Below are 21258 nucleotides of genomic sequence, written 5' to 3'. Positions count from 1 at the left end.
ACATGATCAATTCGCCCCGAGTGTGCATTCAGGTACAAAGCGTCTACATTGAGGCGCAATCCTCACCTGATGATGAACGTTACGTTTTTGCTTACACCGTAACTATCCGCAATTTGGGGCGAGCGCCTGTGCAGCTGTTGGGGCGTTATTGGTTGATCACTAATGGTCATGGCCGCGAAACCGAAGTTCAGGGTGAAGGCGTGGTTGGCGTCCAGCCCCACATCGAACCCGGCGAAGAGTACCAGTACACCAGCGGTGCGGTGATTGAAACGCCGCTGGGCACCATGCAGGGTCATTACGAAATGATCGATGAACAAGGCATCGCCTTTACCATCGATATTCCCGTATTCCGACTCGCCGTTCCAACACTCATTCATTAAAACAATAATTATGGCGACATACCTTATTGGCGACGTTCACGGTTGTTACGATGAACTGGTAGCCTTGCTGCATCAGGTAGACTTTAATTCCGAAAAAGACACCCTATGGCTCACCGGCGATCTGGTCGCTCGTGGACCGGGCTCGCTGGACGTTTTGCGCTACGTGAAATCACTGGGCGACAGCGTGCGGTTAGTATTGGGTAATCACGATTTACACCTGCTGGCCGTATTTGCTGGTATCAGTCGTAATAAACCTAAAGACAGGGTCACATCGCTGCTCGAAGCACCGGATGCCGACGAATTACTTAACTGGCTCCGCCGTCAACCGCTGTTGCAGGTAGATGAAGAGAAGAAGCTGGTGATGGCGCATGCCGGTATCACCCCACAGTGGGACCTGCAGACGGCAAAAGACTGTGCTCGCGATGTTGAAGCCGTGCTGTCGAGCGACTCGTATCCCTTCTTCCTTGATGCGATGTACGGCGACATGCCCAATAACTGGACCCCGGAACTGACCGGGCTGGCGCGCCTGCGTTTTATTACCAACGCCTTTACCCGCATGCGTTACTGCTTCCCTAACGGTCAGTTGGATATGTACAGCAAAGAGTCACCAGAAGACGCACCTGCCCCGCTGAAGCCGTGGTTTGCCATTCCTGGACCTGTCAGTGAAGCATACAGCATTGCATTCGGGCACTGGGCATCGCTGGAGGGTAAAGGCACGCCAGAAGGTATTTACGCGCTGGATACGGGGTGTTGCTGGGGAGGCGATCTCACCTGTCTGCGCTGGGAAGACAAACAGTACTTCGTGCAGCCGTCAAATCGCCATCTGAATCTGGATCCTGGCGAAGCGGTCAACGCCTGATAGTCGTTTGCCGGATGCGGTGCTCGCACCTTATCCGGCCTACATTAGCTGGATGATAAGGCGTTTCGCCGCCATCCGGCACTTACAGTATTAACGACGTTCCAGAATCTCGAAGCAGTAGCTGTGAGAGTTTTGCGCGTCGGCATCGTGGAATTCACTGAACACCGATTCCCAGTCATCCGGTTCGTAGTCCGGGAAATGCGTATCCCCTTCCACTTCCGCATCAATGTGCGTCAGATACAGTTTCTGTGCTTTTGGCAGGAACTGCTCATACACACGCCCACCGCCAATTACCATAATTTCAGGTTCATCGCCGCAGGCCGCAATTGCTTCATCCACAGACTTCACCCACTGCACGCGATCGTCGGTGCCAGGCTTACTGCTGATGACGATATTTTTACGCCCAGGTAACGGTCGCCCGATGGATTCCCAGGTATGGCGTCCCATGACAACCGGCTTGTTTAAGGTATTACGTTTAAACCAGGCGAGATCGGCAGGGAGGTTCCACGGCATGGCGTTCTCCATACCGATGACGCGATCTACCGCTAACGCCGCAATCAGACTGATCATTGAATATTTCCCGGATACAAAAAAATTGTCGCCACTATACGGAAAGCGCAATCTTTCGTCGACTGGCGGAAAGAGGATGAACAGGAAAATTTTCCGTTCTGCTGGCGAACCGACCTATTTAAGGTGGTACGCCAGCATTACAGTAGTTCAAAAACAGCCAATTAGCAGTAAAGTTTGCAGAACATCACATTTTTTACCCTATGCTGACGGTTTCACTTCCGGCTCATCGGCGACGTCGCCCGTATGCTTACCTTCATCCGTGCCTTGCCAGCCATGGCGTTGAATTAACGATAAGTGCTGACGATCTTCCGCAATAATTTCACTCAGCATTGCGCTGGCGCGTTTATAAACGGCCGCGCGGGAAGTCGCGTCATTTTCCCCTTTCACCATCTCCTCTACCATCATGGTATTGAATCGGCGGAATACGTCAGCCCGCTCACGTGCCTCATAGCGCCCTAGCCCGAGACCTTCCAGCGCCAGACGTCCGGTCTTCAGTGCACCTTCAAAGGTTTCACGTTCCGGCATATCCACGCCCGCCTGGCGCAGGCGGATGTAATGATCCACGTCGCGCGCGCGGGCAATAATTTGCAGATGCGGGAAATGCTCTTTCACCATTTCGGTTAATTGCAGGCTGGTTTGCGGATCGTCAATGGCATTAATAATAACTTCAGCTTTCGCCGCCCCGGCAGACTCCAGCAGATCCATCCGGGTCGCGTCGCCATAGAAAACCTTCATCCCGAATTTACGCAGCGTTTCGATATGGTCCGGGTCATGATCAAGAACCACCATTTTGACCCCGCTCGACAACAGCAAACGACCGGTTATCTGGCCAAATCGCCCAAACCCGGCGATGATCACCCGCGGTTGCTCCTCATCGATTTCATCGGCTTCGCGCTCTTCCTCAGTCGCCGATTTTTCCAGACGCGTCAAAATCACCAGCAAAATCGGTGTAGCCGCCATCGACAACGCCACCGCCAGCGTCAGCGATTTCGCCCAGTCAGGATCGAGCACATTTGCCATTTGCGCCGCGCCAAACACCACAAAGGCAAACTCACTGCCCTGCCCTAATAATACGGCAAACCAGCGACGCTGCTTGTTCGGCACCTGCAACGGTTTCGCTATCAACCACAGCATGACGGTTTTGATAACCAGGAAACCGACCAGCAAAATGATAATGCGCAAGGGATTATCAATCAGCGTACCAAAGTCGATAGACATCCCTACACCGATGAAGAACAGCCCCAGCAGCAGTCCTTTAAATGGCTCAATGTCGCTTTCCAACGCGTGGCGATACTCAGAGCTTGCCAGCAGCACCCCGGCCAGGAATGCCCCCATCGCCATCGACAATCCAACCTCTTCCAACAGCAGACCGAAGCCAAACACGAGGAACAGCGCAACGGCACTGAACACTTCCCGCAGGCCCGAACGGGCGACAAAACGCAAGGCAGGACGTGTGACATAACGACCTAACAGCACCACCAGCACCAGTGCGCCCGCTACCTTAAGGGCAGACAATGCAAACGCCCCAAGCGTTGTTGATGCGCCACTCGCTGCCAGTAATGGGATCATCGCCACCAGTGGAATAGCAGCGATATCCTGGAACAGCAGCACGGCAAACGCGCTGCGGCCCATTTGCGAAACCATCAGGTTGCGTTCATTCATTGCCTGCATAGCGATAGCCGTAGAGGAAAGCGCCAGCGTCATGCCGATCAGCTCCGCTACCTGCCAGCGCAGGCCGAGGAACATACAGAACACACCAATCAGGCCTCCGCAGACCACCATTTGCAATGCGCCGCCGCCGAACACCGAGGCTCGCAGTTTCCACAAACGTTGAGGATCCAGCTCCAGACCAATGACAAACAGCATCAGCACCACACCGATCTCCGCAAAATGCAGGATGGATTCGGCGTCCGTCACCAGCCTCAGGCCCCATGGGCCGATAATGCACCCGGCGATGAGATACCCCAGTACCGACCCGAGCCCCAGCCGTACGGCGATGGGGACAATCAGTGCCGCCGATCCGAGATAAATCAGCGCCTGTATCAGCGTATGGCTATCCATGGTGTGCCTCCTGCCATTCCATCAGACGCTGTTTGTAGTGACGCGCCTGCGCTTGCAGGGTTTCATCATCACAGATAAACGTACAGTGCATCGCAAACGGCGGTAGCCATTTGAGGCCACAATAAAGTGCCGTCGCCTGTAAGGGTTGAGAAAGCACATCAAATCCGGGATGGGAGCCAATATCGAAGTGGTTTTCACCGCCGCCGGTCGTCACCGCCCACAGCAGATGTTTACCGTGCAGCGCAGTACCGCCATGGCCATACGCCCAGCCGTGCGAAAGGACTTTATCCATCCACAGCTTGAGTAATGGAGGTGTGCTGTACCACTGCATCGGATGCTGCCAGATGATCAAATCAGCGCGTGCCAGCGCATCCTGTTCAGCGGCAATATCGATATTGAAGTCGGGGTAGAGCTGGTAGAGCGAGCGGATCTCCACGCCCTCCAGCGTCCTTGCCTGTTCAAGCATCCGCTTATTCGCATGCGAATGCTGCGGATAGGGATGCGCATAAATGATGAGGATCATGATTAGCCTGTTTCACTGCATTATTGTAATAACAGTGAGTTTAGTCACTTAATCCACAGGCTAACAGTCAATATTATTGAGTGGCTGAATGGAGAAAACTGAACTAGTTATCCAGTTCACTCATATCTTTAACCTGATCGCGGTTAATCTGTTCCGTCTTACCCGTTTGCGCATTTTTATACGACACCAGGCCAGTATCATCATCGACTTGCGGTTTGCCGTCAGTGACGATTGTTTTGCCATCGGTGGTTTTAACCGCCTGGTTTGAGGAACAACCGGCCACGGTAAACAGTGCTGCTGCGGTAAAAATTGAGGTGATCAGGATATGTTTTTGCATGGTGTTCTCCCTGCTTTTCAGTTGTTTTCAGTGATATACCCAGTTAACTGTAGGCTAACTGACTGAGTTGCAGGGAAAATACAGAACACTCCTAATAACTCGCCCTGGTCACGGGCTTACTGCGAATCGTCATTTGACTGGTTTGCGCCAGCGTCAGACCTCGCGTTTCCGGGGCGAAAGCGATGGACACAAGCAGGCCAATCAGCGAAATTCCTGCGCCCATCAGCATGACATTGCTGATCCCGTATTTGGTAATGAACACCGGCAGCGCCCATGTTGAAACAATGGTGCCGATGCGGCTTAAGGACATAATCACCCCGACGGCAGATGCGCGAATGTCGGTAGGGAACAGTTCATTTGGGTACAGCCACTGAAGATTTCCCGGTCCCCCCGAGAAAAAGGCGTACACGGCAAACGCCAGCACCACCAGCCACGCTCCCATATCAGGAATTAACCCCAGCACGGCCAGCGCCAGCGTCATCATAATAAAGCTGCCAATTAACAATGGCCGACGGCCCGCGCTATTGAGCCAGAACATGGGTGGAATGCACCCCAGCATAAAGCACAGGCTTATCACCACATTGCCCAACGCCGCGCTTTTCCCGGCACCAAGCCCCAACAGTCCAACAATCTGCGGACCAAAGGTATAAATGGCGAACATCGGGATCACCTGACAGGTCCAGATAGCGGCGACAAACAGGACAAACGGGAAATGACGGCGGTTAAACAGCTGTAGGAAGCGCGTCTCCTGCGGCGCCTCTTCGTCGAACACCACCGGTTCGCCGAACAGTTTGATCATCATCGCTTCACACTCTTTCACCCGACCTTTACGCAGCAGCCAGCGCGGCGATTCAGGAAGATCGAAGCGCCCAATCAGGATCAAAATACAAGGGATCACCGCGCTGCCCAGCATCCAGCGCCATCCTCCTTCAACATCATACAGCCAGTAACCGACCAGATCGGCACAGGTGGCGCCGACATACCACATCGCGGCGATAAAACCGATGGAGAAAGCGCGCTGGCGGGTATTGGAGAACTCAGTAATCATCGAGGTAGCAATCGGATAATCGGCACCAATCACAATGCCGATCAGCACACGCATTACCAACAGCTCAATGGGTGAGGAAACAAACATGGTTGCCGCCGATATCACGCCAATGGCGATAATATCGATGATGAACATTTTGCGCCGCCCGACCTTATCGGAAATGTAGCCAAACAGCGACGTCCCCACAAACAGACCGGCGAGCGTGCCGGCACCCAGCAGACCAATCCACTGTGCGTCCAGTTTCAACGCTGGCGTGAGCTGTTCCAGCGCCACGCCAATCATCACCAGCACATAACCATCCAGAAATGGCCCACCGCTTCCCCACAGCATTATCCGGCGGTGAATAGAGGTAAATTTGATGTCATCAAAGTTCCTGGGCTGCTGCATAGCGACTTCCTGTTTCAATACGGGCAAAGCGTCATCTGTAGGCCGGATAAGGCGTTTACGCCGCCATCCGGCATTGGCGCCACATGATTGCCGGATGGCGACGCTACCGCGTCTTATCCGACCTACGGGTGCACAACCTCATACTTATTAGCCGTAGCGAAACTCCACGCCAAATGTCCCGCGCGGGTATTCCCACTTTTCGAGCGCTGTATCAAGTCCGAGAATGCGGCACGTTCCGCACTCCAGGCATCCGGCGTAATCAAAACGGACGCTGCCGTCGTCCTGTTTTTTATACAGTCCGGCCGGACAGGCCTTAATCAGTACTTCCAGCGCCTGTTTATCAGGATCGGTTTTGAGAATGATGTGCGGGCTGTCTTCATCCACATTGAACTTATTGACGCCCAGTTTGACGTCCACATTGACGGGAGATGTCATAATACGGTCACTCCTTTCAGGCCATCTTTCATCAGGTTGATGAAGCCCACTTTCTTCGCATGACGCAGGATTTTTTTGCGCATTGGCACCGGAGCAGAGCCATCTACGGTGAACAGGTCGCGCGCGATGCTGACCGCCATTTCGGGATAGGCGGTAAACATGCGTGGGTTATCTAGGAAAGCGGGAAGCTTCTGATACATGCGCATATCGCGCATTGGACCATCATCGAGATGCTGACGGTATTCGCCCAGCGACTGTTTGCTGAAGTCGTCGCGCTTCATTGCGGAAAGCACCGTTTTCGCGGCCGCTTCGCCTGCGGATATGGCGAGATCCATACCGCGGATGGTAAAGCCGAGGTTCATACACATTCCGGCAGCATCACCGGCAATCAGCACACCGTCACCCACCAGTTCAGGCTGCATATTCATACCGGCCTCCGGTACGACGTGCGCGGCATATTCCACCAGCTTGCCACCGGCGATCAGTGGGGCAACCGCCGGATGCTGTTTGAAATCTTCCAGCATTTGTGGGACCGATTTTTTAGCATCTTTCAGATGATGAAGACCGCAGACCAGCCCCAGAGAAAGGGTCGTTTCATTAGTATAGAGGAAGCCCCCGCCCATCAACCCATCAGTTGGAGAACCGGCAAACAGGCAAGCTGCACCTTCGTTCCCCTGTAACTGGAAACGATCTTCAATCACCGATTTTGGCAATTCGATCAGCTCTTTTACGCCAACGGCAACATGCGATGCCTCAACGCGCTTTGCCATGCCCAGTTTTTCTGCCAACAAAGAATTCACCCCGTCAGCGAGGATCACCACTTTGGCTTCCAGAATATCGCCGTCGGCTTCCACGCCCACGACTTTGCCTTCGCGCTGCACAACGTTATCCACCCGAATACCGGTGATAAGCTGGGCTCCCGCCTCCTCGGCCTGCTCCATCAGCCAGGCGTCAAATTTGCTGCGTAAGACGGAATAAGAAACCTGCGACGATGCAGCCTCTTCACCATTGCAATAGTCGATGGTCATCGCCCCTTTATCGGTCATAAAGGCGAGTTTTTCGTGGGTGATTATGCGTTCAATGGGGGCCTGCTCAGCAAAGCCGGGAATGATGCGTTCCAGGCTATGGGCATACATGCGCCCACCGGTGACATTCTTCGCGCCAGCAGAATTGCCGCGCTCGATGACCAGCACCTGTGCACCTTCCCGAGCCAGCACCAGCGCCGCAACCGAACCGGCCAGACCTGCACCCACGATGATGGCATCAAAGATATCTTCGGACATACGTACTCCTGTCAGTGGCAGGATACTTTCGCACCCTGCCCGAATGGTTTAACGCGCCAGAGCAGCCGTCAGCGCAGGCAGGATCTTCAGCGCATCGCCAACGATGCCAAAATCTGCGTACTGGAAGATCGGCGCATTTTTATCTTTGTTGATGGCGAAAATCGTCTGCGCGCCGTTGGCGCCGACCATATGTTGGATCTGCCCGGAGATCCCCACGGCCAGGTACAGTTCTGGTTTGAGCATCAGGTTGGAAATGCCGACGTAGCGTTCGTGCTCCATCCACTTTTCGTTTTCCGCCACTGGACGGGAACAGGCCAGCTCAGCGCCAATCGCCTGGCACAGCGCTTCGGCCAGCGAGATATTTTCTTTGCTACCAATACCACGTCCCACGCTGACCACCAGACGGGCTTTGTCGAGATCAACGCTGTTGCTCTGACGCGCCTGCGTTGCCGTACGGGTCACGGCGATAGTCGGAGCCTGCCACTGGACGGTGTGCACCTCGCCGCTGTGAGCGGTATCCGGTTGCTGCGCGTCAAACGTTCCGCTGCTGAGAGTGATCACGGCAAACGGTGAAGCGATTGTTTCTGCTCCCATCGCCAGGCCGCCGTAGACCATATGTTTGACCGCCGCTTTTCCGTCCTGCACCGCGACTGCGCTGGCGTCGTTTGAGACCGCAGCCGACAAGCGAAAGCCCAGCTTTGCCGCTAACAGCTTGCCCCGACGCGTATTCGGCAGCAGCACCGCGCCGCCCTCGCTGTGCTGACGAATGGTTTCGGCCATCGCATCGGCGTAGTCTTCAACCATACGGTCTTCTGGTTTGCCGCTGAGCAGCCAGACATGATCTGCGCCTAAATGGCATGCCGCCGCGCAGTCCTCATCGCTGAGCACAAACGTGTTAACGTTTTCACCTAAAGCCTGCGCACCATTCATCAGTTCCGGCAGACGAGAAGGGGTATCGCTGAATACCCAGACACTGGAAAATTTGTTCATAACATCCCCTGATAATTAAATGATTTTGCGAAGATTCTCGACAAACGCGGCAATCTGTTCTTCACCGTCACCTTCAATCACAACGCGCTGACGCTCGCGCTGCTTCGGTGCGGCAACCTGTTGTTCGGAATACGCTTGCGCGCCGTTCAGCCCAATGTCCGCAGACGACCAGACCTGGACCGGTTTTTTCGCCGCGCCAAGAATGGCTTTCATGGAAGGGATTTGAGGGGTGTTGATGTCGGTAGAGACCGCGATCACCGCCGGAAGCGGGATACTCAGGGTTTCAACTTCATCTTCCAGTTCACGCTCTACCGTCAGCGTGCTGTCGGTAAGAGAGAGGATTTTACTCACGCCGTTAATCGCCGGCACGTTCAGCATTTCGCCCACCAGTAGGCCAACCTGCTGAGCATAAAGATCGGAAGAACCGTCGCCGCAAATAAGCAGATCAAAACCTGATTTTTGTGCGGCGGCAGCCAGCGCAGTGGCGGTTTGTTGCGGCAGCGTCTGTTCAAATTGATCGTCAATGACAACAATCAGTTCATCAGGGCCACGGGAGAGCACATCTTTGCGCCCTTTTGCATTGGTCAGCGCTTTGCCGCCGACGCTCATGGCCACAACCTGAGCCTCTCCCACCTGCTGTTTTAACTGGCAAGCCGCTTCGATCGCATTCAGATCATATTGGCTGATTTTGCCATCTGCTTTGCTGAAATCGAGTGTTCCATCAGCATTATTAATCGCAATATCCTGCTCATCAGGTACGCATTTGTAGCAAGTAATTATCTTCATTGCATCTCCAGAAATCATGAAGGAAACGTATTTATATCGGCGGTGTTAAATACAGATATCACGCTCTTTAATTCGGAAATAAAACATTAATCACCAATATTGAAAATGTCACACATTGATATTCGTAACTTTCAATAGTGTTACCCACTTCACCAATATTGAAAGAAATATGTCAAATACGAAAATTTTCAATATTGTTTGCTGGTTCAACAATATTGAACGCCAGTCACTTAAAAAAGTTAAAAAATCAATATCAAGATTATGATTAATAAAGAAAATATCTATATTTTAAGACAAAATAACCAGCATAAAAAAGTGTGATCTAGATAACAGAATAGCAGGAAATGAATACCCATTATGAGTTAATCACTGAGGCGCCCCAGAGGTTAAAAAGTTATCAACAAATCATTAATAACAAATAAACAAATGATCACATACGGGCACGCTAAATAAATTTCGTTTTCACACTGGAATTCACTTATGAAAAATGAAAAGAGAAAGTCGGGAATTGAACCGAAGGTTTTTTTTCCGCCATTAATAATTGTTGGGATACTTTGTTGGTTAACAGTAAGAGATCTTGATGCCGCTAACGTCGTTATTAATGCGGTATTCAGTTATGTCACCAACGTCTGGGGTTGGGCATTCGAATGGTATATGGTCGTCATGCTCTTCGGCTGGTTCTGGTTGGTCTTTGGCCCGTATTCGAAAAAGAAATTAGGCGACGAAAAACCTGAGTTTAGTACCGCCAGCTGGATTTTTATGATGTTCGCTTCCTGTACATCCGCCGCGGTGCTGTTCTGGGGTTCCATCGAGATCTACTACTATATCTCTACCCCGCCGTTTGCTCTCGCCCCCAACTCCGTTGGCGCAAAAGAGATAGCTCTGGCGTACAGCTTGTTCCACTGGGGACCGCTGCCGTGGGCGACCTACAGCTTCCTTTCAGTCGCGTTCGCCTACTTCTTCTTTGTACGCAAAATGGACGTTATCCGCCCCAGTTCCACGCTGGTACCGTTAGTTGGCGAGAAGCATGCTAAGGGCTTGTTCGGCACCATCGTCGATAACTTCTATCTGGTGGCGCTGATCTTCGCGATGGGCACCAGCCTCGGTCTCGCTACCCCGCTGGTAACCGAGTGTATGCAATGGCTGTTCGGTATTCCGCATACGCTGCAACTCGACGCCATCATCATTACCTGCTGGATCATATTGAACGCCATTTGCGTGGCCTGCGGCCTGCAAAAAGGGGTCAAGATCGCCAGCGACGTACGTAGTTACCTGAGCTTCCTGATGCTCGGCTGGGTGTTTATCGTCAGTGGCGCCAGCTTCATCATGAACTACTTCACCGACTCGGTCGGCATGCTGCTGATGCATCTGCCGCGCATGCTGTTCTATACCGATGCCATCGGCAAAGGCGGCTTCCCGCAGGGCTGGACTGTTTTCTACTGGGCGTGGTGGGTTATTTACGCTATCCAGATGAGTATCTTCCTGGCACGTATTTCTCGCGGTCGTACCGTACGTGAACTGTGTTTCGGGATGGTACTGGGCCTGACCGCTTCCACCTGGATCCTGTGGACCGTCCTTGGCAGCAACACGCTGCTGCTGATGGATAAAAACATTCTCAACATCCCGCAACTGATTGAACAACACGGCGTGGCGCGCGCCATTATCGAAACCTGGGCTGCTTTACCGCTCAGTACCGCCACCATGTGGGGATTCTTTATCCTCTGCTTTATTGCCACCGTCACGCTGATTAACGCCTGCTCCTACACCCTGGCGATGTCCACCTGTCGCGAAGTTCGTGATGGTGAAGAACCGCCGCTGTTGGTGCGTATCGGTTGGTCCGTTCTGGTCGGCGTCATCGGCATCGTTCTGCTGGCGCTGGGTGGGCTGAAGCCTATTCAGACCGCAATTATCGCCGGGGGATGTCCGCTGTTCTTCGTCAACATCATGGTGACGCTGTCCTTTATTAAAGACGCCAAAGTGCACTGGAAAGACAAGTAATTCTTATTAACCCAATTGATCAAGAGGCTGAAAGATGGATTTCAACTTAAATGACGAGCAGGAACTGTTTGTCGCCGGTATTCGTGAACTGATGGCCAGTGAGAACTGGGAAGCTTATTTTGCCGAGTGCGATCGCGACAGCGTCTACCCTGAGCGTTTTGTAAAAGCGCTGGCGGATATGGGCATCGATAGCCTGTTGATCCCAGAAGAACACGGCGGCCTGGAAGCCGGTTTTGTCACCGTTGCCGCCGTCTGGATGGAACTCGGACGTCTTGGCGCACCGACTTACGTGTTGTACCAATTACCGGGAGGTTTTAACACTTTCCTGCGTGAAGGGACTCAGGAGCAAATTGATAAAATCATGGCGTTCCAGGGCACCGGTAAGCAGATGTGGAACTCTGCTATCACCGAACCGGGAGCGGGATCGGATGTTGGCAGTCTGAAAACCACTTATACACGCAAACATGGTAAGGTTTATCTTAATGGCAGTAAGTGCTTTATCACCAGTAGCGCCTATACCCCGTACATCGTAGTGATGGCGAGAGATGGTGCATCACCGGATAAACCTGTTTATACCGAGTGGTTTGTTGACATGAGCAAAGCGGGTATCAAGGTCAACAAACTGGAGAAACTCGGTCTGCGCATGGATAGCTGCTGTGAAATCACCTTTGATGACGTTGAACTGGACGAGAAAGACATGTTCGGTCGGGAAGGTAATGGCTTCAACCGTGTGAAAGAAGAGTTTGACCATGAACGCTTCCTCGTCGCGCTGACCAACTACGGTACGGCAATGTGCGCTTTTGAAGACGCCGCGCGCTACGCCAACCAACGCGTACAGTTTGGCGAAACGATCGGCCGTTTCCAGCTGATCCAGGAGAAGTTCGCGCACATGGCGATCAAACTGAACTCCATGAAAAACATGCTGTTGGAAGCCGCATGGAAAGCGGATAACGGCACCATTACTTCGGGTGACGCGGCAATGTGTAAATACTTCTGCGCCAACGCCGCGTTTGAAGTGGTAGACACCGCCATGCAGGTACTGGGAGGTGTTGGTATCGCGGGCAACCACCGCATCACGCGTTTCTGGCGTGACCTGCGCGTTGACCGTGTTTCTGGTGGTTCTGACGAAATGCAGATCCTGACGTTGGGTCGTGCGGTACTCAAGCAATACCGATAGAACGACGCAACCTGTAGGCCTGATAAGACGCCTTAGCGTTGCCATCAGGCAATCAATGCCGGATGGCGGCGCGAGTGCCTTATCCGGCCTACATGGACACCCATAAATGCCAGGAGAAAAATGATGAATCATTTACCAATGCCAGCCTTCGGCCCGCTTTCCGGGGTACGAGTTGTCTTTTCAGGGATCGAAATTGCCGGTCCGTTCGCCGGACAGATGTTCGCCGAATGGGGCGCTGAGGTTATCTGGATTGAAAACGTCGCATGGGCCGATACCATCCGCGTGCAGCCTAACTATCCGCAGCTCTCACGCCGTAACCTGCACGCCCTGTCGCTGAATATTTTCAAAGATGAAGGCCGGGAAGCGTTTCTGAAGCTGATGGAAACCACCGATATTTTCATTGAAGCCAGTAAAGGCCCGGCCTTTGCCCGCCGCGGTATTACCGATGAAGTGCTGTGGGAACATAACCCGAAACTGGTTATCGCCCACCTTTCCGGCTTCGGCCAGTTTGGTACCGAGGAGTACACCAATCTTCCGGCGTATAACACCATCGCACAGGCGTTCAGCGGCTATCTGATCCAAAACGGCGACGTGGATCAGCCAATGCCCGCCTTCCCGTACACCGCCGATTACTTCTCCGGGATGACCGCAACGACAGCAGCGCTGGCGGCCCTGCACAAAGTGCGCGAAACGGGTAAAGGTGAAAGCATCGATATCGCTATGTACGAAGTGATGCTGCGCATGGGTCAGTATTTCATGATGGATTACTTCAACGGCGGCGAAATTTGCCCACGCATGACCAAAGGCAAAGACCCGTATTACGCTGGCTGCGGCCTGTATAAATGCGCCGATGGCTATATCGTCATGGAGCTGGTCGGCATCACGCAAATCAACGAATGCTTCAAGGATATTGGCCTCGCCCACATTCTTGGCACACCGGAAGTCCCGGAAGGCACCCAGCTTATCCATCGTGTTGAATGCCCTTACGGCCCGCTTGTGGAAGAGAAACTGGACGCCTGGCTGGCAACGCACACCATCGCCGAAGTCCAGGCGCGCTTTGCTGAGCTGAACATCGCCTGCGCGAAGGTGCTAACTATTCCTGAACTGGAAGGCAACCCGCAGTACGTTGCCCGTGAATCTATTACGCAGTGGCAAACAATGGATGGCCGCACCTGCAAAGGGCCAAACATCATGCCGAAATTTAAAAACAACCCGGGGAAAATCTGGCGTGGCATGCCGTCACATGGCATGGATACTGCCGCCATTCTGAAAAATATTGGTTATAGCGAAGCAGACATAAATGAGCTGGTCGGCAAAGGCCTGGCCAGAGTTGAGGAATAAACGCGACGCGCTGACCCCTCGATGGTTAGCGCTCACGCCTGATTTCAGTGGATAAAGCAATATGGATATCGTTGGCGGACAAAACTTACGTCAGATGTGGGACGACCTGGCCGGGGTGTACGGAGATAAAACGGCGTTAATTTTCGAATCCTGCGAAGGAATCGTTCGGCAGTTTAGCTATGCCTCGCTCAATGAAGAGATTAACCGCACGGCAAACCTGTTCCATTCCTTAGGGATCCGCAAGGGCGATAAGGTCGCATTGCATCTGGATAACTGTCCGGAATTCATTTTTTGCTGGTTTGGGCTGGCAAAAATTGGCGCCATCATGGTACCGATTAATGCCCGCTTGCTGGGTGAAGAAAGTGCCTGGATCCTGCAAAACAGCCAGGTAAGTCTGCTGGTCACCAGCGCCCAGTTTTATCCTATGTACCGCCAGATACGGCTGGAAAATAGCACCCCGCTTAATCATATCTGTCTGATTGGCGAACAGCTTCCGGCTGACGACGGCGTGAGTCACTTTACCCAACTGCAATCCCGCCAGTCCGCCACGCTGTGCTATACGCCCACGTTATCCACTGACGATACGGCGGAAATTCTGTTTACCTCAGGCACCACCTCGCGGCCTAAAGGGGTGGTAATTACCCACTACAACCTGCGTTTTGCAGGCTACTACTCTGCCTGGCAAATCGCCCTGCGCGATGATGACGTCTACATGACGGTGATGCCCGCGTTTCATATCGACTGTCAGTGTACCGCCGCAATGCCCGCATTCTCCGCTGGCAGCACCTTTGTGCTGCTAGAGAAGTACAGTGCCAGGGCGTTCTGGAATCAGGTGCATAGATATAAGGCGACCGTTACCGAATGCATTCCGATGATGATCAGAACGCTAATGGTGCAGCCCGCTGCACCAACCGACAGACAGCATCACCTGCGCGAAGTGATGTTCTACCTCAATTTATCCGAGCAGGAAAAAGACGATTTTACCGAACGCTTTGGCGTCAGGCTGCTGACCTCCTACGGTATGACTGAAACCATCGTCGGTATTATCGGCGACCGTCCCGGTGACAAACGACGCTGGCCCTCCATTGGTCGCGTGGGATTTAGCTATGAAGCCGAAATCCGCGACGATCACAACCGTCCCCTGCCCGCCGGAGAAATTGGCGAAATCTGTATTAAAGGCGTGCCGGGCAAAACAATCTTCAAAGAGTACTACGCGCAGCCGGAGGCTACCGCCAAAGCGCTGGAACCTGAGGGCTGGTTACATACCGGTGATTCGGGCTATCAGGATGAGGATGGCTATTTTTATTTCGTCGACAGGCGCTGCAACATGATTAAACGCGGCGGGGAAAATGTCTCCTGCGTCGAGCTGGAAAATATTATTTCTGCGCATCCCAAAATTCAGGACATTGTGGTTGTCGGTATTAAAGATTCGATCCGTGATGAAGCCATTAAAGCGTTTATCGTCCTTAATGAAGGTGAAACATTAAGCGAAGCCGAGTTCTTCAGCTTCTGCGAAAACAATATGGCGAAATTCAAGGTTCCCTCTTTTATGGAGATAAGAACCGACCTGCCGCGCAATTGTTCAGGAAAAATAATCAAAAAAAATCTGAAATAACCCTTCCGACAGGAACTCCTCCTGCCGGGAAATCTATTTATCTGGAGATGAACTATGAGTGATTCATTACATCTGACCCGTAACGGCCCGATCCTGGAAATTACCCTCGATCGGCCTAAAGCCAATGCCATTGACGCCAAAACCAGCTTTGCCATGGGTGAAGCGTTTCTTAATTTTCGTGACGACCCGGAATTACGCGTAGCGATTATCACCGGCGGCGGTGAGAAATTCTTTTCTGCGGGCTGGGACTTAAAAGCAGCAGCTGAAGGTGAAGCGCCAGATGCCGATTTTGGCCCAGGCGGCTTCGCCGGTTTAACCGAAATTTTCGATCTCGATAAGCCGGTCATCGCTGCGGTAAACGGCTATGCGTTTGGCGGTGGTTTTGAGCTGGCGCTGGCAGCGGATTTTATTGTCTGCGCGGAAAACGCCAGCTTCGCACTGCCGGAAGCCAAGCTCGGGATCGTGCCTGACAGCGGCGGCGTACTGCGTCTGCCTAAGCAGCTGCCACCGGCAATCGTCAACGAAATGGTGATGACCGGCAGACGAATGAGCGCCGAAGAAGCGCTGCGTTGGGGTATCGTCAACCGCGTTGTCAGCCAGAGCGAACTGATGGATAGCGCGCGTGAACTGGCGCAGCAGTTGGTCAATAGCGCCCCGCTGGCTATCGCCGCACTGAAAGAGATCTATCGCACCACCAGCGAAATGCCGGTGGAAGAAGGCTACCGCTACATCCGCAGCGGCGTACTGAAGCACTATCCATCTGTACTGCATTCGGAAGATGCGCTTGAAGGACCGCAGGCGTTTGCCGAAAAACGCGACCCGGTGTGGAAAGGTCGTTAATGTGCCGATGCCGGATAGCGATTCGCTTATCCGGCAATAAAACCGAGATAAAACGATGAGCTACTACGCCTTTGAGGACCTGATTCCGGTGGTACATCCGGATGCCTTTGTCCATCCCAGCGCCGTGCTGATTGGCGATGTCATAGTGGGTGCCGGAGTTTATATTGGCCCGCACGCGTCATTGCGCGGTGACTATGGTCGCTTGATCCTGGAGGCTGGTTCTAATTTGCAGGATGGCTGCATCATGCACGGCTACTGCGACACCGACACCATCGTGCATGAGAACGGACACATCGGCCATGGCGCAATCCTGCACGGTTGCGTGGTGGGCAGAGATGCGCTGATCGGCATGAACAGCGTCATTATGGACGGCGCAGCGATTGGCGAAGAGAGCATTGTCGCCGCCATGAGCTTTGTCAAAGCCGGATTTCAGGGAGAGGCAAGGCAGATGCTGGTTGGCTCACCCGCTCGCGTATTGCGCGAAGTCACGGACCAGGAACTGCACTGGAAACGGCTAAACACCAAAGAGTATCAGGATCTTGCAACTCGCTGCCACACAGGTCTACACGAAACACTACCCTTAACGCGGGTCGAAGAAAACCGGCCACGCCTGAAAGGCACAACGGACGTAAAACCCAAATCAGCACAGTAATTGATGCCGGATGCGCTCACGCTTATCCGGCCTACGTGTCAATCACCGTTTATGCCGCCATCAGGCAAACTGATTATTAGCGACGCATACTCTTGGAGAGCATCATCTGCCATTTCTGCTCACGGTTGAGCTCTGTTGGAGGAACGGCAGACAGGCGTGGCGTTTTCGCCATGCTCACCTTTTTCTCCTGCAAATTGTGATTCAGTCGGCTGTAGAGATGAGAGTCAATGCTCACGACTTTCACCAGACGCTGGCACTGACAACCCCGACCGGCAATCTGATTAGGGATCATCTTAACTTCACAAACAATTTCTCCCACTTCCGACAGAATATAAGAGAGCGTATTAATTGCTTTGCAGTGCTCGATATCAAAATGGCGGGAAATTTCCTTTGCGGTGATCCAACGATCCTCGGCCATCATCCAGTCAGCAATTAACAAATAAAGCGGTCTTTCAACATATTTTTCACACATAAGCACACCATTTTCACAAATTAAAAATCTGGCTACGGCCTGTCCAAATTAATAAAAACTAAGCCATATTAAAATTGTGGATATAAAGGATAGTATGCGACTTGAATGTTGATTAGTGTGAGCAATATCGTGCTTATTACATTGAAAATGTGGTTACGGAAACGGACTTGTCCAGGAATGACCTTACGCAAGACAAAAAAAGGGTTTCTTTACAGAAACCCTTTCAAAATTATATTACAGATCCGGTTAGAGCAATATTCACCGGACCTTTTGTTTATTACTTTTTGATCTGCGCGTGCATTTCCTGCACCGAGGTTACCTTCTCGGTGGCATCGGCATTCAACGCCATCGCTGTGGCGAAACCGCCGTTCAGCGTAGTGTCATAATGCACTTTGTACTGCAGCGCGCTGCGGCGAATAAGCTTGGAGTCTTCAATCGCCTGACGACCTTCGGTGGTGTTGATGATATAGGTGTACTCGCCATTCTTGATACGGTCCTGAATGTGCGGACGACCTTCATGCACCTTGTTCACCAGACGTGGATTGATACCCGCTTCACCCAGAACAATCGCGGTCCCGTGCGTCGCATCCAGCTCGAAGCCAAACTTCAGCAGTTTCGCTGCCAGGTCAACCACGCGCTCTTTATCGCCTTCGCGAACGGAGAGCAGTGCACGACCCTGTTTTTTCATGGTGGAGCTGCTGCCCAGCTGTGCCTTGGCGAACGCTTCCGCGAAGGTACGGCCCACGCCCATCACTTCCCCGGTAGAGCGCATTTCTGGCCCTAACAGCGGGTCAACGCCCGGGAACTTGTTGAACGGCAGCACCACTTCTTTTACCGAGTAGTACGGCGGGATAACTTCTTTGGTTACGCCCTGCTGTGCCAGCGTTTTCCCGGCCATCACGCGCGCCGCGACTTTCGCCAGCGGTACACCAGTTGCCTTGGAGACGAACGGAACGGTACGTGCCGCACGCGGGTTCACTTCAATCAGGTAAACTTCGTTATTCTTCACCGCAAACTGGACGTTCATCAGACCGCGAACCTGCAGTTCGAAGGCCAGTTTCTGCACCTGTTGGCGCATCACATCCTGAATTTCCTGGCTCAGGGTGTACGCTGGCAGAGAACATGCGGAGTCACCGGAGTGCACGCCCGCCTGTTCGATGTGCTCCATGATGCCGCCAATCAGCACCATTTCACCGTCGCAGATAGCGTCCACGTCCACTTCAACCGCGTCATCAAGGAAACGGTCCAGCAGTACCGGCGCATCGTTAGAAACGCTGACTGCGGTCTGGAAGTAGCGACGCAGGTCGGCTTCGTCGTAGACGATTTCCATCGCGCGACCACCGAGAACATACGACGGACGCACTACCAGCGGGTAGCCAATCTCTTTCGCCTTCTCAACAGCCTGTTCGATAGCCGTTACGGTAGCATTCGCCGGTTGTTTCAGCTTCAGACGGTCAACCGCCTGCTGGAAACGCTCGCGGTCTTCCGCGCGGTCGATGGCATCCGGGCTGGTACCGATAACCGGTACACCTGCCGCTTCCAGCGCACGCGCCAGCTTCAGCGGGGTCTGTCCACCGTACTGTACGATGACGCCTTTCGGCTTCTCGATACGAACGATTTCCAGTACGTCTTCCAGCGTGACCGGTTCGAAGTACAGGCGGTCAGAGGTGTCGTAATCAGTTGAAACGGTTTCCGGGTTACAGTTGACCATGATGGTCTCGTAACCGTCTTCGCGCAGCGCCAGCGAGGCGTGTACGCAGCAGTAGTCAAACTCAATACCCTGACCGATACGGTTTGGACCACCGCCCAGCACCATGATTTTATCGCGGTCAACGGACGGGTTCGCTTCGCACTCATCTTCATAGGTGGAGTACATGTAAGCGGTGTCGGTGGCAAATTCTGCCGCACAGGTATCCACGCGTTTGTAGACCGGGTGCAGATTGTACTGGTCGCGCAGTTTGCGGATTTCCGCTTCGCGAACGCCGGCCAGTTTCGCCAGACGCGCATCGGCGAAGCCTTTGCGCTTCAGTACGCGCAGGAAGTCAGCGTCGAGGCCGTTGATGCCAAGGTCGGTGACTTTTTCTTCCAGACGTACCAGCTCTTCAATCTGCACCAGGAACCAGCGGTCGATGTTGGTCAGATTGAACACGCCATCGACGGACAGGCCAGCACGGAAGGCATCGGCGATGTACCAGATACGCTCAGCGCCCGCGTCTTTCAGCTCGCGACGGATTTTAGTCAGTGCTTCCGGGTCGTCCAGGCTTACTTTCGGGTCGAAGCCGGTCGCGCCCACTTCCAGACCGCGCAGCGCTTTCTGCAGCGATTCCTGCTGGGTGCGGCCAATCGCCATCACTTCACCGACAGATTTCATCTGCGTGGTCAGACGGTCGTTAGCGCCAACGAATTTCTCGAAGTTGAAGCGTGGAATTTTGGTCACAACGTAGTCGATGGACGGCTCAAATGAAGCCGGAGTACGGCCGCCGGTGATGTCGTTCATCAGTTCGTCGAGGGTATAGCCCACCGCCAGCTTGGCGGCGACTTTCGCAATCGGGAAACCGGTGGCTTTAGATGCCAGCGCAGAAGAACGGGATACGCGCGGGTTCATCTCGATGACAATCAGGCGACCGTTTTTCGGGTTTACCGCAAACTGGACGTTAGAACCGCCGGTTTCCACGCCGATTTCACGCAGTACCGCCATCGAGGCGTTACGCATGATTTGATATTCTTTGTCGGTCAGCGTCTGGGCAGGTGCTACGGTGATGGAGTCACCGGTATGGATGCCCATCGCGTCGAAGTTTTCGATGGAGCAAACGATGATGCAGTTGTCGTTTTTATCACGCACCACTTCCATCTCGTACTCTTTCCAGCCAATCAGTGATTCATCAATCAGCAGCTCGTTGGTTGGGGAAAGATCCAGACCGCGTTCGCAGATTTCTTCGAACTCTTCGCGGTTATAGGCGATACCGCCACCGGTGCCGCCCATGGTGAAGCTAGGGCGGATAATGCACGGGAAGCCAACGTCAGCGGCAACCGCCAGCGCTTCTTCCATGGTGTGAGCGATGCCTGAACGTGCGGTGTCGAGACCAATCTTTTTCATCGCGATATCGAAGCGACGACGGTCTTCCGCTTTATCAATGGCATCCGCCGTTGCGCCAATCATGGTCACGCCGAACTCAGCCAGTACGCCCTGGCGTTCCAGTTCCAGCGCGCAGTTCAGCGCTGTCTGACCGCCCATGGTTGGCAGCACCGCATCCGGGCGTTCTTTCTCAATAATTTTGCGCACCACTTCCCAGTGAATCGGCTCGATGTAAGTGGCATCGGCCATTTCCGGGTCGGTCATGATGGTTGCCGGGTTGGAGTTCACCAGAATAACGCGGTAACCCTCTTCACGCAGGGCTTTACACGCCTGCGCGCCGGAATAGTCAAACTCACACGCTTGACCGATAACAATCGGACCCGCGCCCAGAATCAGGATACTTTTTATGTCTGTACGTTTTGGCATGG

19 protein-coding genes are annotated in these 21258 nt (G+C 53.3%); 8 read left to right on the top strand and 11 right to left on the bottom strand.

Features of this window, described 5'->3' with window-relative positions; genetic code table 11:
• Nucleotides 1-2 precede the first annotated feature (2 nt).
• Together apaG and apaH are read left to right on the top strand one after the other, a co-directional pair.
• Nucleotides 3-380 carry a Co2+/Mg2+ efflux facilitator ApaG/CorD gene (gene apaG, locus OGX96_RS01985; protein WP_003018867.1) on the top strand — a complete coding sequence of 126 codons (378 nt, stop codon included), beginning with the start codon at nucleotides 3-5 and terminating at the stop codon, nucleotides 378-380.
• 10 nt (nucleotides 381-390) lie between these two features.
• Nucleotides 391-1239: a bis(5'-nucleosyl)-tetraphosphatase (symmetrical) ApaH gene (gene apaH / locus OGX96_RS01980; RefSeq protein WP_003829612.1), complete on the top strand. Its 849-nt coding sequence runs from the start codon at nucleotides 391-393 to the stop codon at nucleotides 1237-1239.
• A gap of 90 nt (nucleotides 1240-1329) precedes the next feature.
• On the opposite strand, the gene folA is transcribed toward apaH, so the two are convergent.
• The 9 genes from folA to OGX96_RS01935 all read right to left on the bottom strand — a co-directional run bounded on the left by folA (nucleotide 1330) and on the right by OGX96_RS01935 (nucleotide 9659).
• Nucleotides 1330-1809: a type 3 dihydrofolate reductase gene (gene folA, locus OGX96_RS01975; RefSeq protein WP_003018873.1), complete on the bottom strand. Its 480-nt coding sequence runs from the start codon at nucleotides 1807-1809 to the stop codon at nucleotides 1330-1332.
• 198 nt (nucleotides 1810-2007) lie between these two features.
• On the bottom strand, nucleotides 2008-3870 hold the full coding sequence (kefC, locus tag OGX96_RS01970; RefSeq protein WP_286582123.1) for a glutathione-regulated potassium-efflux system protein KefC: 1863 nt from the start codon (nucleotides 3868-3870) through the stop codon (nucleotides 2008-2010).
• The gene (gene kefF / locus OGX96_RS01965; protein WP_003829618.1) at nucleotides 3863-4393 is read right to left on the bottom strand and encodes a glutathione-regulated potassium-efflux system oxidoreductase KefF; all 531 of its coding nucleotides are present in this window, start codon (nucleotides 4391-4393) and stop codon (nucleotides 3863-3865) included. The genes kefC and kefF overlap by 8 nt, the downstream gene beginning before the upstream one ends.
• A 103-nt stretch (nucleotides 4394-4496) precedes the next feature.
• Nucleotides 4497-4730: a YgdI/YgdR family lipoprotein gene (locus tag OGX96_RS01960; protein WP_003018880.1), complete on the bottom strand. Its 234-nt coding sequence runs from the start codon at nucleotides 4728-4730 to the stop codon at nucleotides 4497-4499.
• Between the two features lie 91 nt (nucleotides 4731-4821).
• Complete coding sequence (locus tag OGX96_RS01955; RefSeq protein WP_020996234.1) at nucleotides 4822-6165, bottom strand: MFS transporter; 1344 nt, start codon at nucleotides 6163-6165, stop codon at nucleotides 4822-4824.
• Between the two features lie 147 nt (nucleotides 6166-6312).
• The gene (fixX, locus tag OGX96_RS01950) at nucleotides 6313-6600 is read right to left on the bottom strand and encodes a ferredoxin-like protein FixX (protein ID WP_000203736.1); all 288 of its coding nucleotides are present in this window, start codon (nucleotides 6598-6600) and stop codon (nucleotides 6313-6315) included.
• A complete protein-coding gene (locus tag OGX96_RS01945) occupies nucleotides 6597-7883 on the bottom strand; it encodes an FAD-dependent oxidoreductase (protein WP_003018887.1) in 1287 nt (428 codons plus the stop codon). Before OGX96_RS01945 ends, fixX begins: the two co-directional genes overlap by 4 nt.
• A gap of 48 nt (nucleotides 7884-7931) precedes the next feature.
• Nucleotides 7932-8873: an electron transfer flavoprotein subunit alpha/FixB family protein gene (locus OGX96_RS01940; RefSeq protein ID WP_137377561.1), complete on the bottom strand. Its 942-nt coding sequence runs from the start codon at nucleotides 8871-8873 to the stop codon at nucleotides 7932-7934.
• A gap of 15 nt (nucleotides 8874-8888) precedes the next feature.
• The gene (locus OGX96_RS01935) at nucleotides 8889-9659 is read right to left on the bottom strand and encodes an electron transfer flavoprotein FixA (RefSeq protein WP_048214962.1); all 771 of its coding nucleotides are present in this window, start codon (nucleotides 9657-9659) and stop codon (nucleotides 8889-8891) included.
• Between the two features lie 480 nt (nucleotides 9660-10139).
• On the opposite strand from OGX96_RS01935, the gene caiT reads away from it, so the two are divergent.
• The 6 genes from caiT (at nucleotide 10140) to caiE (ending at nucleotide 17282) form a co-directional block, all read left to right on the top strand.
• The gene (gene caiT, locus OGX96_RS01930) at nucleotides 10140-11657 is read left to right on the top strand and encodes an L-carnitine/gamma-butyrobetaine antiporter (RefSeq protein WP_003829695.1); all 1518 of its coding nucleotides are present in this window, start codon (nucleotides 10140-10142) and stop codon (nucleotides 11655-11657) included.
• 34 nt (nucleotides 11658-11691) lie between these two features.
• The gene (caiA, locus tag OGX96_RS01925; protein ID WP_286582120.1) at nucleotides 11692-12834 is read left to right on the top strand and encodes a crotonobetainyl-CoA dehydrogenase; all 1143 of its coding nucleotides are present in this window, start codon (nucleotides 11692-11694) and stop codon (nucleotides 12832-12834) included.
• A gap of 123 nt (nucleotides 12835-12957) precedes the next feature.
• A complete protein-coding gene (gene caiB, locus OGX96_RS01920) occupies nucleotides 12958-14175 on the top strand; it encodes an L-carnitine CoA-transferase (protein WP_003018901.1) in 1218 nt (405 codons plus the stop codon).
• Nucleotides 14176-14236: 61 nt separating this feature from the next.
• Entirely contained in the window at nucleotides 14237-15790 is a 1554-nt protein-coding gene (gene caiC / locus OGX96_RS01915; RefSeq protein ID WP_198802696.1) for a crotonobetaine/carnitine-CoA ligase, read from the top strand.
• A gap of 54 nt (nucleotides 15791-15844) precedes the next feature.
• Nucleotides 15845-16630 (top strand): crotonobetainyl-CoA hydratase, encoded by a 786-nt coding sequence (caiD, locus tag OGX96_RS01910; protein WP_198802694.1) that lies wholly within the window; start codon nucleotides 15845-15847, stop codon nucleotides 16628-16630.
• Between the two features lie 55 nt (nucleotides 16631-16685).
• Nucleotides 16686-17282: a carnitine operon protein CaiE gene (caiE, locus tag OGX96_RS01905; RefSeq protein WP_198802692.1), complete on the top strand. Its 597-nt coding sequence runs from the start codon at nucleotides 16686-16688 to the stop codon at nucleotides 17280-17282.
• A 76-nt stretch (nucleotides 17283-17358) separates the two neighbouring features.
• Here the strand turns inward: caiE and caiF are convergent, their stop codons facing one another.
• Both caiF and carB read right to left on the bottom strand, forming a co-directional pair.
• Entirely contained in the window at nucleotides 17359-17754 is a 396-nt protein-coding gene (gene caiF, locus OGX96_RS01900; protein WP_003829705.1) for a carnitine metabolism transcriptional regulator CaiF, read from the bottom strand.
• A gap of 277 nt (nucleotides 17755-18031) precedes the next feature.
• The gene (gene carB / locus OGX96_RS01895) at nucleotides 18032-21256 is read right to left on the bottom strand and encodes a carbamoyl-phosphate synthase large subunit (RefSeq protein ID WP_003829707.1); all 3225 of its coding nucleotides are present in this window, start codon (nucleotides 21254-21256) and stop codon (nucleotides 18032-18034) included.
• Nucleotides 21257-21258: the final 2 nt, after the last annotated feature.

The organism is Citrobacter sp. Cpo100 (assembly GCF_030332595.1).
GTDB classification, from domain to species: domain Bacteria; phylum Pseudomonadota; class Gammaproteobacteria; order Enterobacterales; family Enterobacteriaceae; genus Citrobacter; species Citrobacter portucalensis.
Note: the sequence above shows the minus strand (reverse complement) of the source record. Positions and strands in the feature narration are given on the sequence as shown.

Excerpts from the sequence above, each read along its gene's own strand:
- caiD (WP_198802694.1), top strand. The coding sequence starts at position 15,845 with ATGAGTGATTCATTACATCTGACCCGTAACGGCCCGATCCTGGAAATT.
- OGX96_RS01955 (WP_020996234.1), bottom strand. The coding sequence starts at position 6,165 with ATGCAGCAGCCCAGGAACTTTGATGACATCAAATTTACCTCTATTCAC.
- caiC (WP_198802696.1), top strand. The coding sequence starts at position 14,237 with ATGGATATCGTTGGCGGACAAAACTTACGTCAGATGTGGGACGACCTG.
- kefF (WP_003829618.1), bottom strand. The coding sequence starts at position 4,393 with ATGATCCTCATCATTTATGCGCATCCCTATCCGCAGCATTCGCATGCG.
- apaH (WP_003829612.1), top strand. The coding sequence starts at position 391 with ATGGCGACATACCTTATTGGCGACGTTCACGGTTGTTACGATGAACTG.
- caiF (WP_003829705.1), bottom strand. The coding sequence starts at position 17,754 with ATGTGTGAAAAATATGTTGAAAGACCGCTTTATTTGTTAATTGCTGAC.
- caiT (WP_003829695.1), top strand. The coding sequence starts at position 10,140 with ATGAAAAATGAAAAGAGAAAGTCGGGAATTGAACCGAAGGTTTTTTTT.
- OGX96_RS01945 (WP_003018887.1), bottom strand. The coding sequence starts at position 7,883 with ATGTCCGAAGATATCTTTGATGCCATCATCGTGGGTGCAGGTCTGGCC.
- caiA (WP_286582120.1), top strand. The coding sequence starts at position 11,692 with ATGGATTTCAACTTAAATGACGAGCAGGAACTGTTTGTCGCCGGTATT.
- OGX96_RS01935 (WP_048214962.1), bottom strand. The coding sequence starts at position 9,659 with ATGAAGATAATTACTTGCTACAAATGCGTACCTGATGAGCAGGATATT.
- apaG (WP_003018867.1), top strand. The coding sequence starts at position 3 with ATGATCAATTCGCCCCGAGTGTGCATTCAGGTACAAAGCGTCTACATT.
- caiE (WP_198802692.1), top strand. The coding sequence starts at position 16,686 with ATGAGCTACTACGCCTTTGAGGACCTGATTCCGGTGGTACATCCGGAT.
- carB (WP_003829707.1), bottom strand. The coding sequence starts at position 21,256 with ATGCCAAAACGTACAGACATAAAAAGTATCCTGATTCTGGGCGCGGGT.
- kefC (WP_286582123.1), bottom strand. The coding sequence starts at position 3,870 with ATGGATAGCCATACGCTGATACAGGCGCTGATTTATCTCGGATCGGCG.
- OGX96_RS01940 (WP_137377561.1), bottom strand. The coding sequence starts at position 8,873 with ATGAACAAATTTTCCAGTGTCTGGGTATTCAGCGATACCCCTTCTCGT.
- fixX (WP_000203736.1), bottom strand. The coding sequence starts at position 6,600 with ATGACATCTCCCGTCAATGTGGACGTCAAACTGGGCGTCAATAAGTTC.
- caiB (WP_003018901.1), top strand. The coding sequence starts at position 12,958 with ATGAATCATTTACCAATGCCAGCCTTCGGCCCGCTTTCCGGGGTACGA.
- folA (WP_003018873.1), bottom strand. The coding sequence starts at position 1,809 with ATGATCAGTCTGATTGCGGCGTTAGCGGTAGATCGCGTCATCGGTATG.
- OGX96_RS01960 (WP_003018880.1), bottom strand. The coding sequence starts at position 4,730 with ATGCAAAAACATATCCTGATCACCTCAATTTTTACCGCAGCAGCACTG.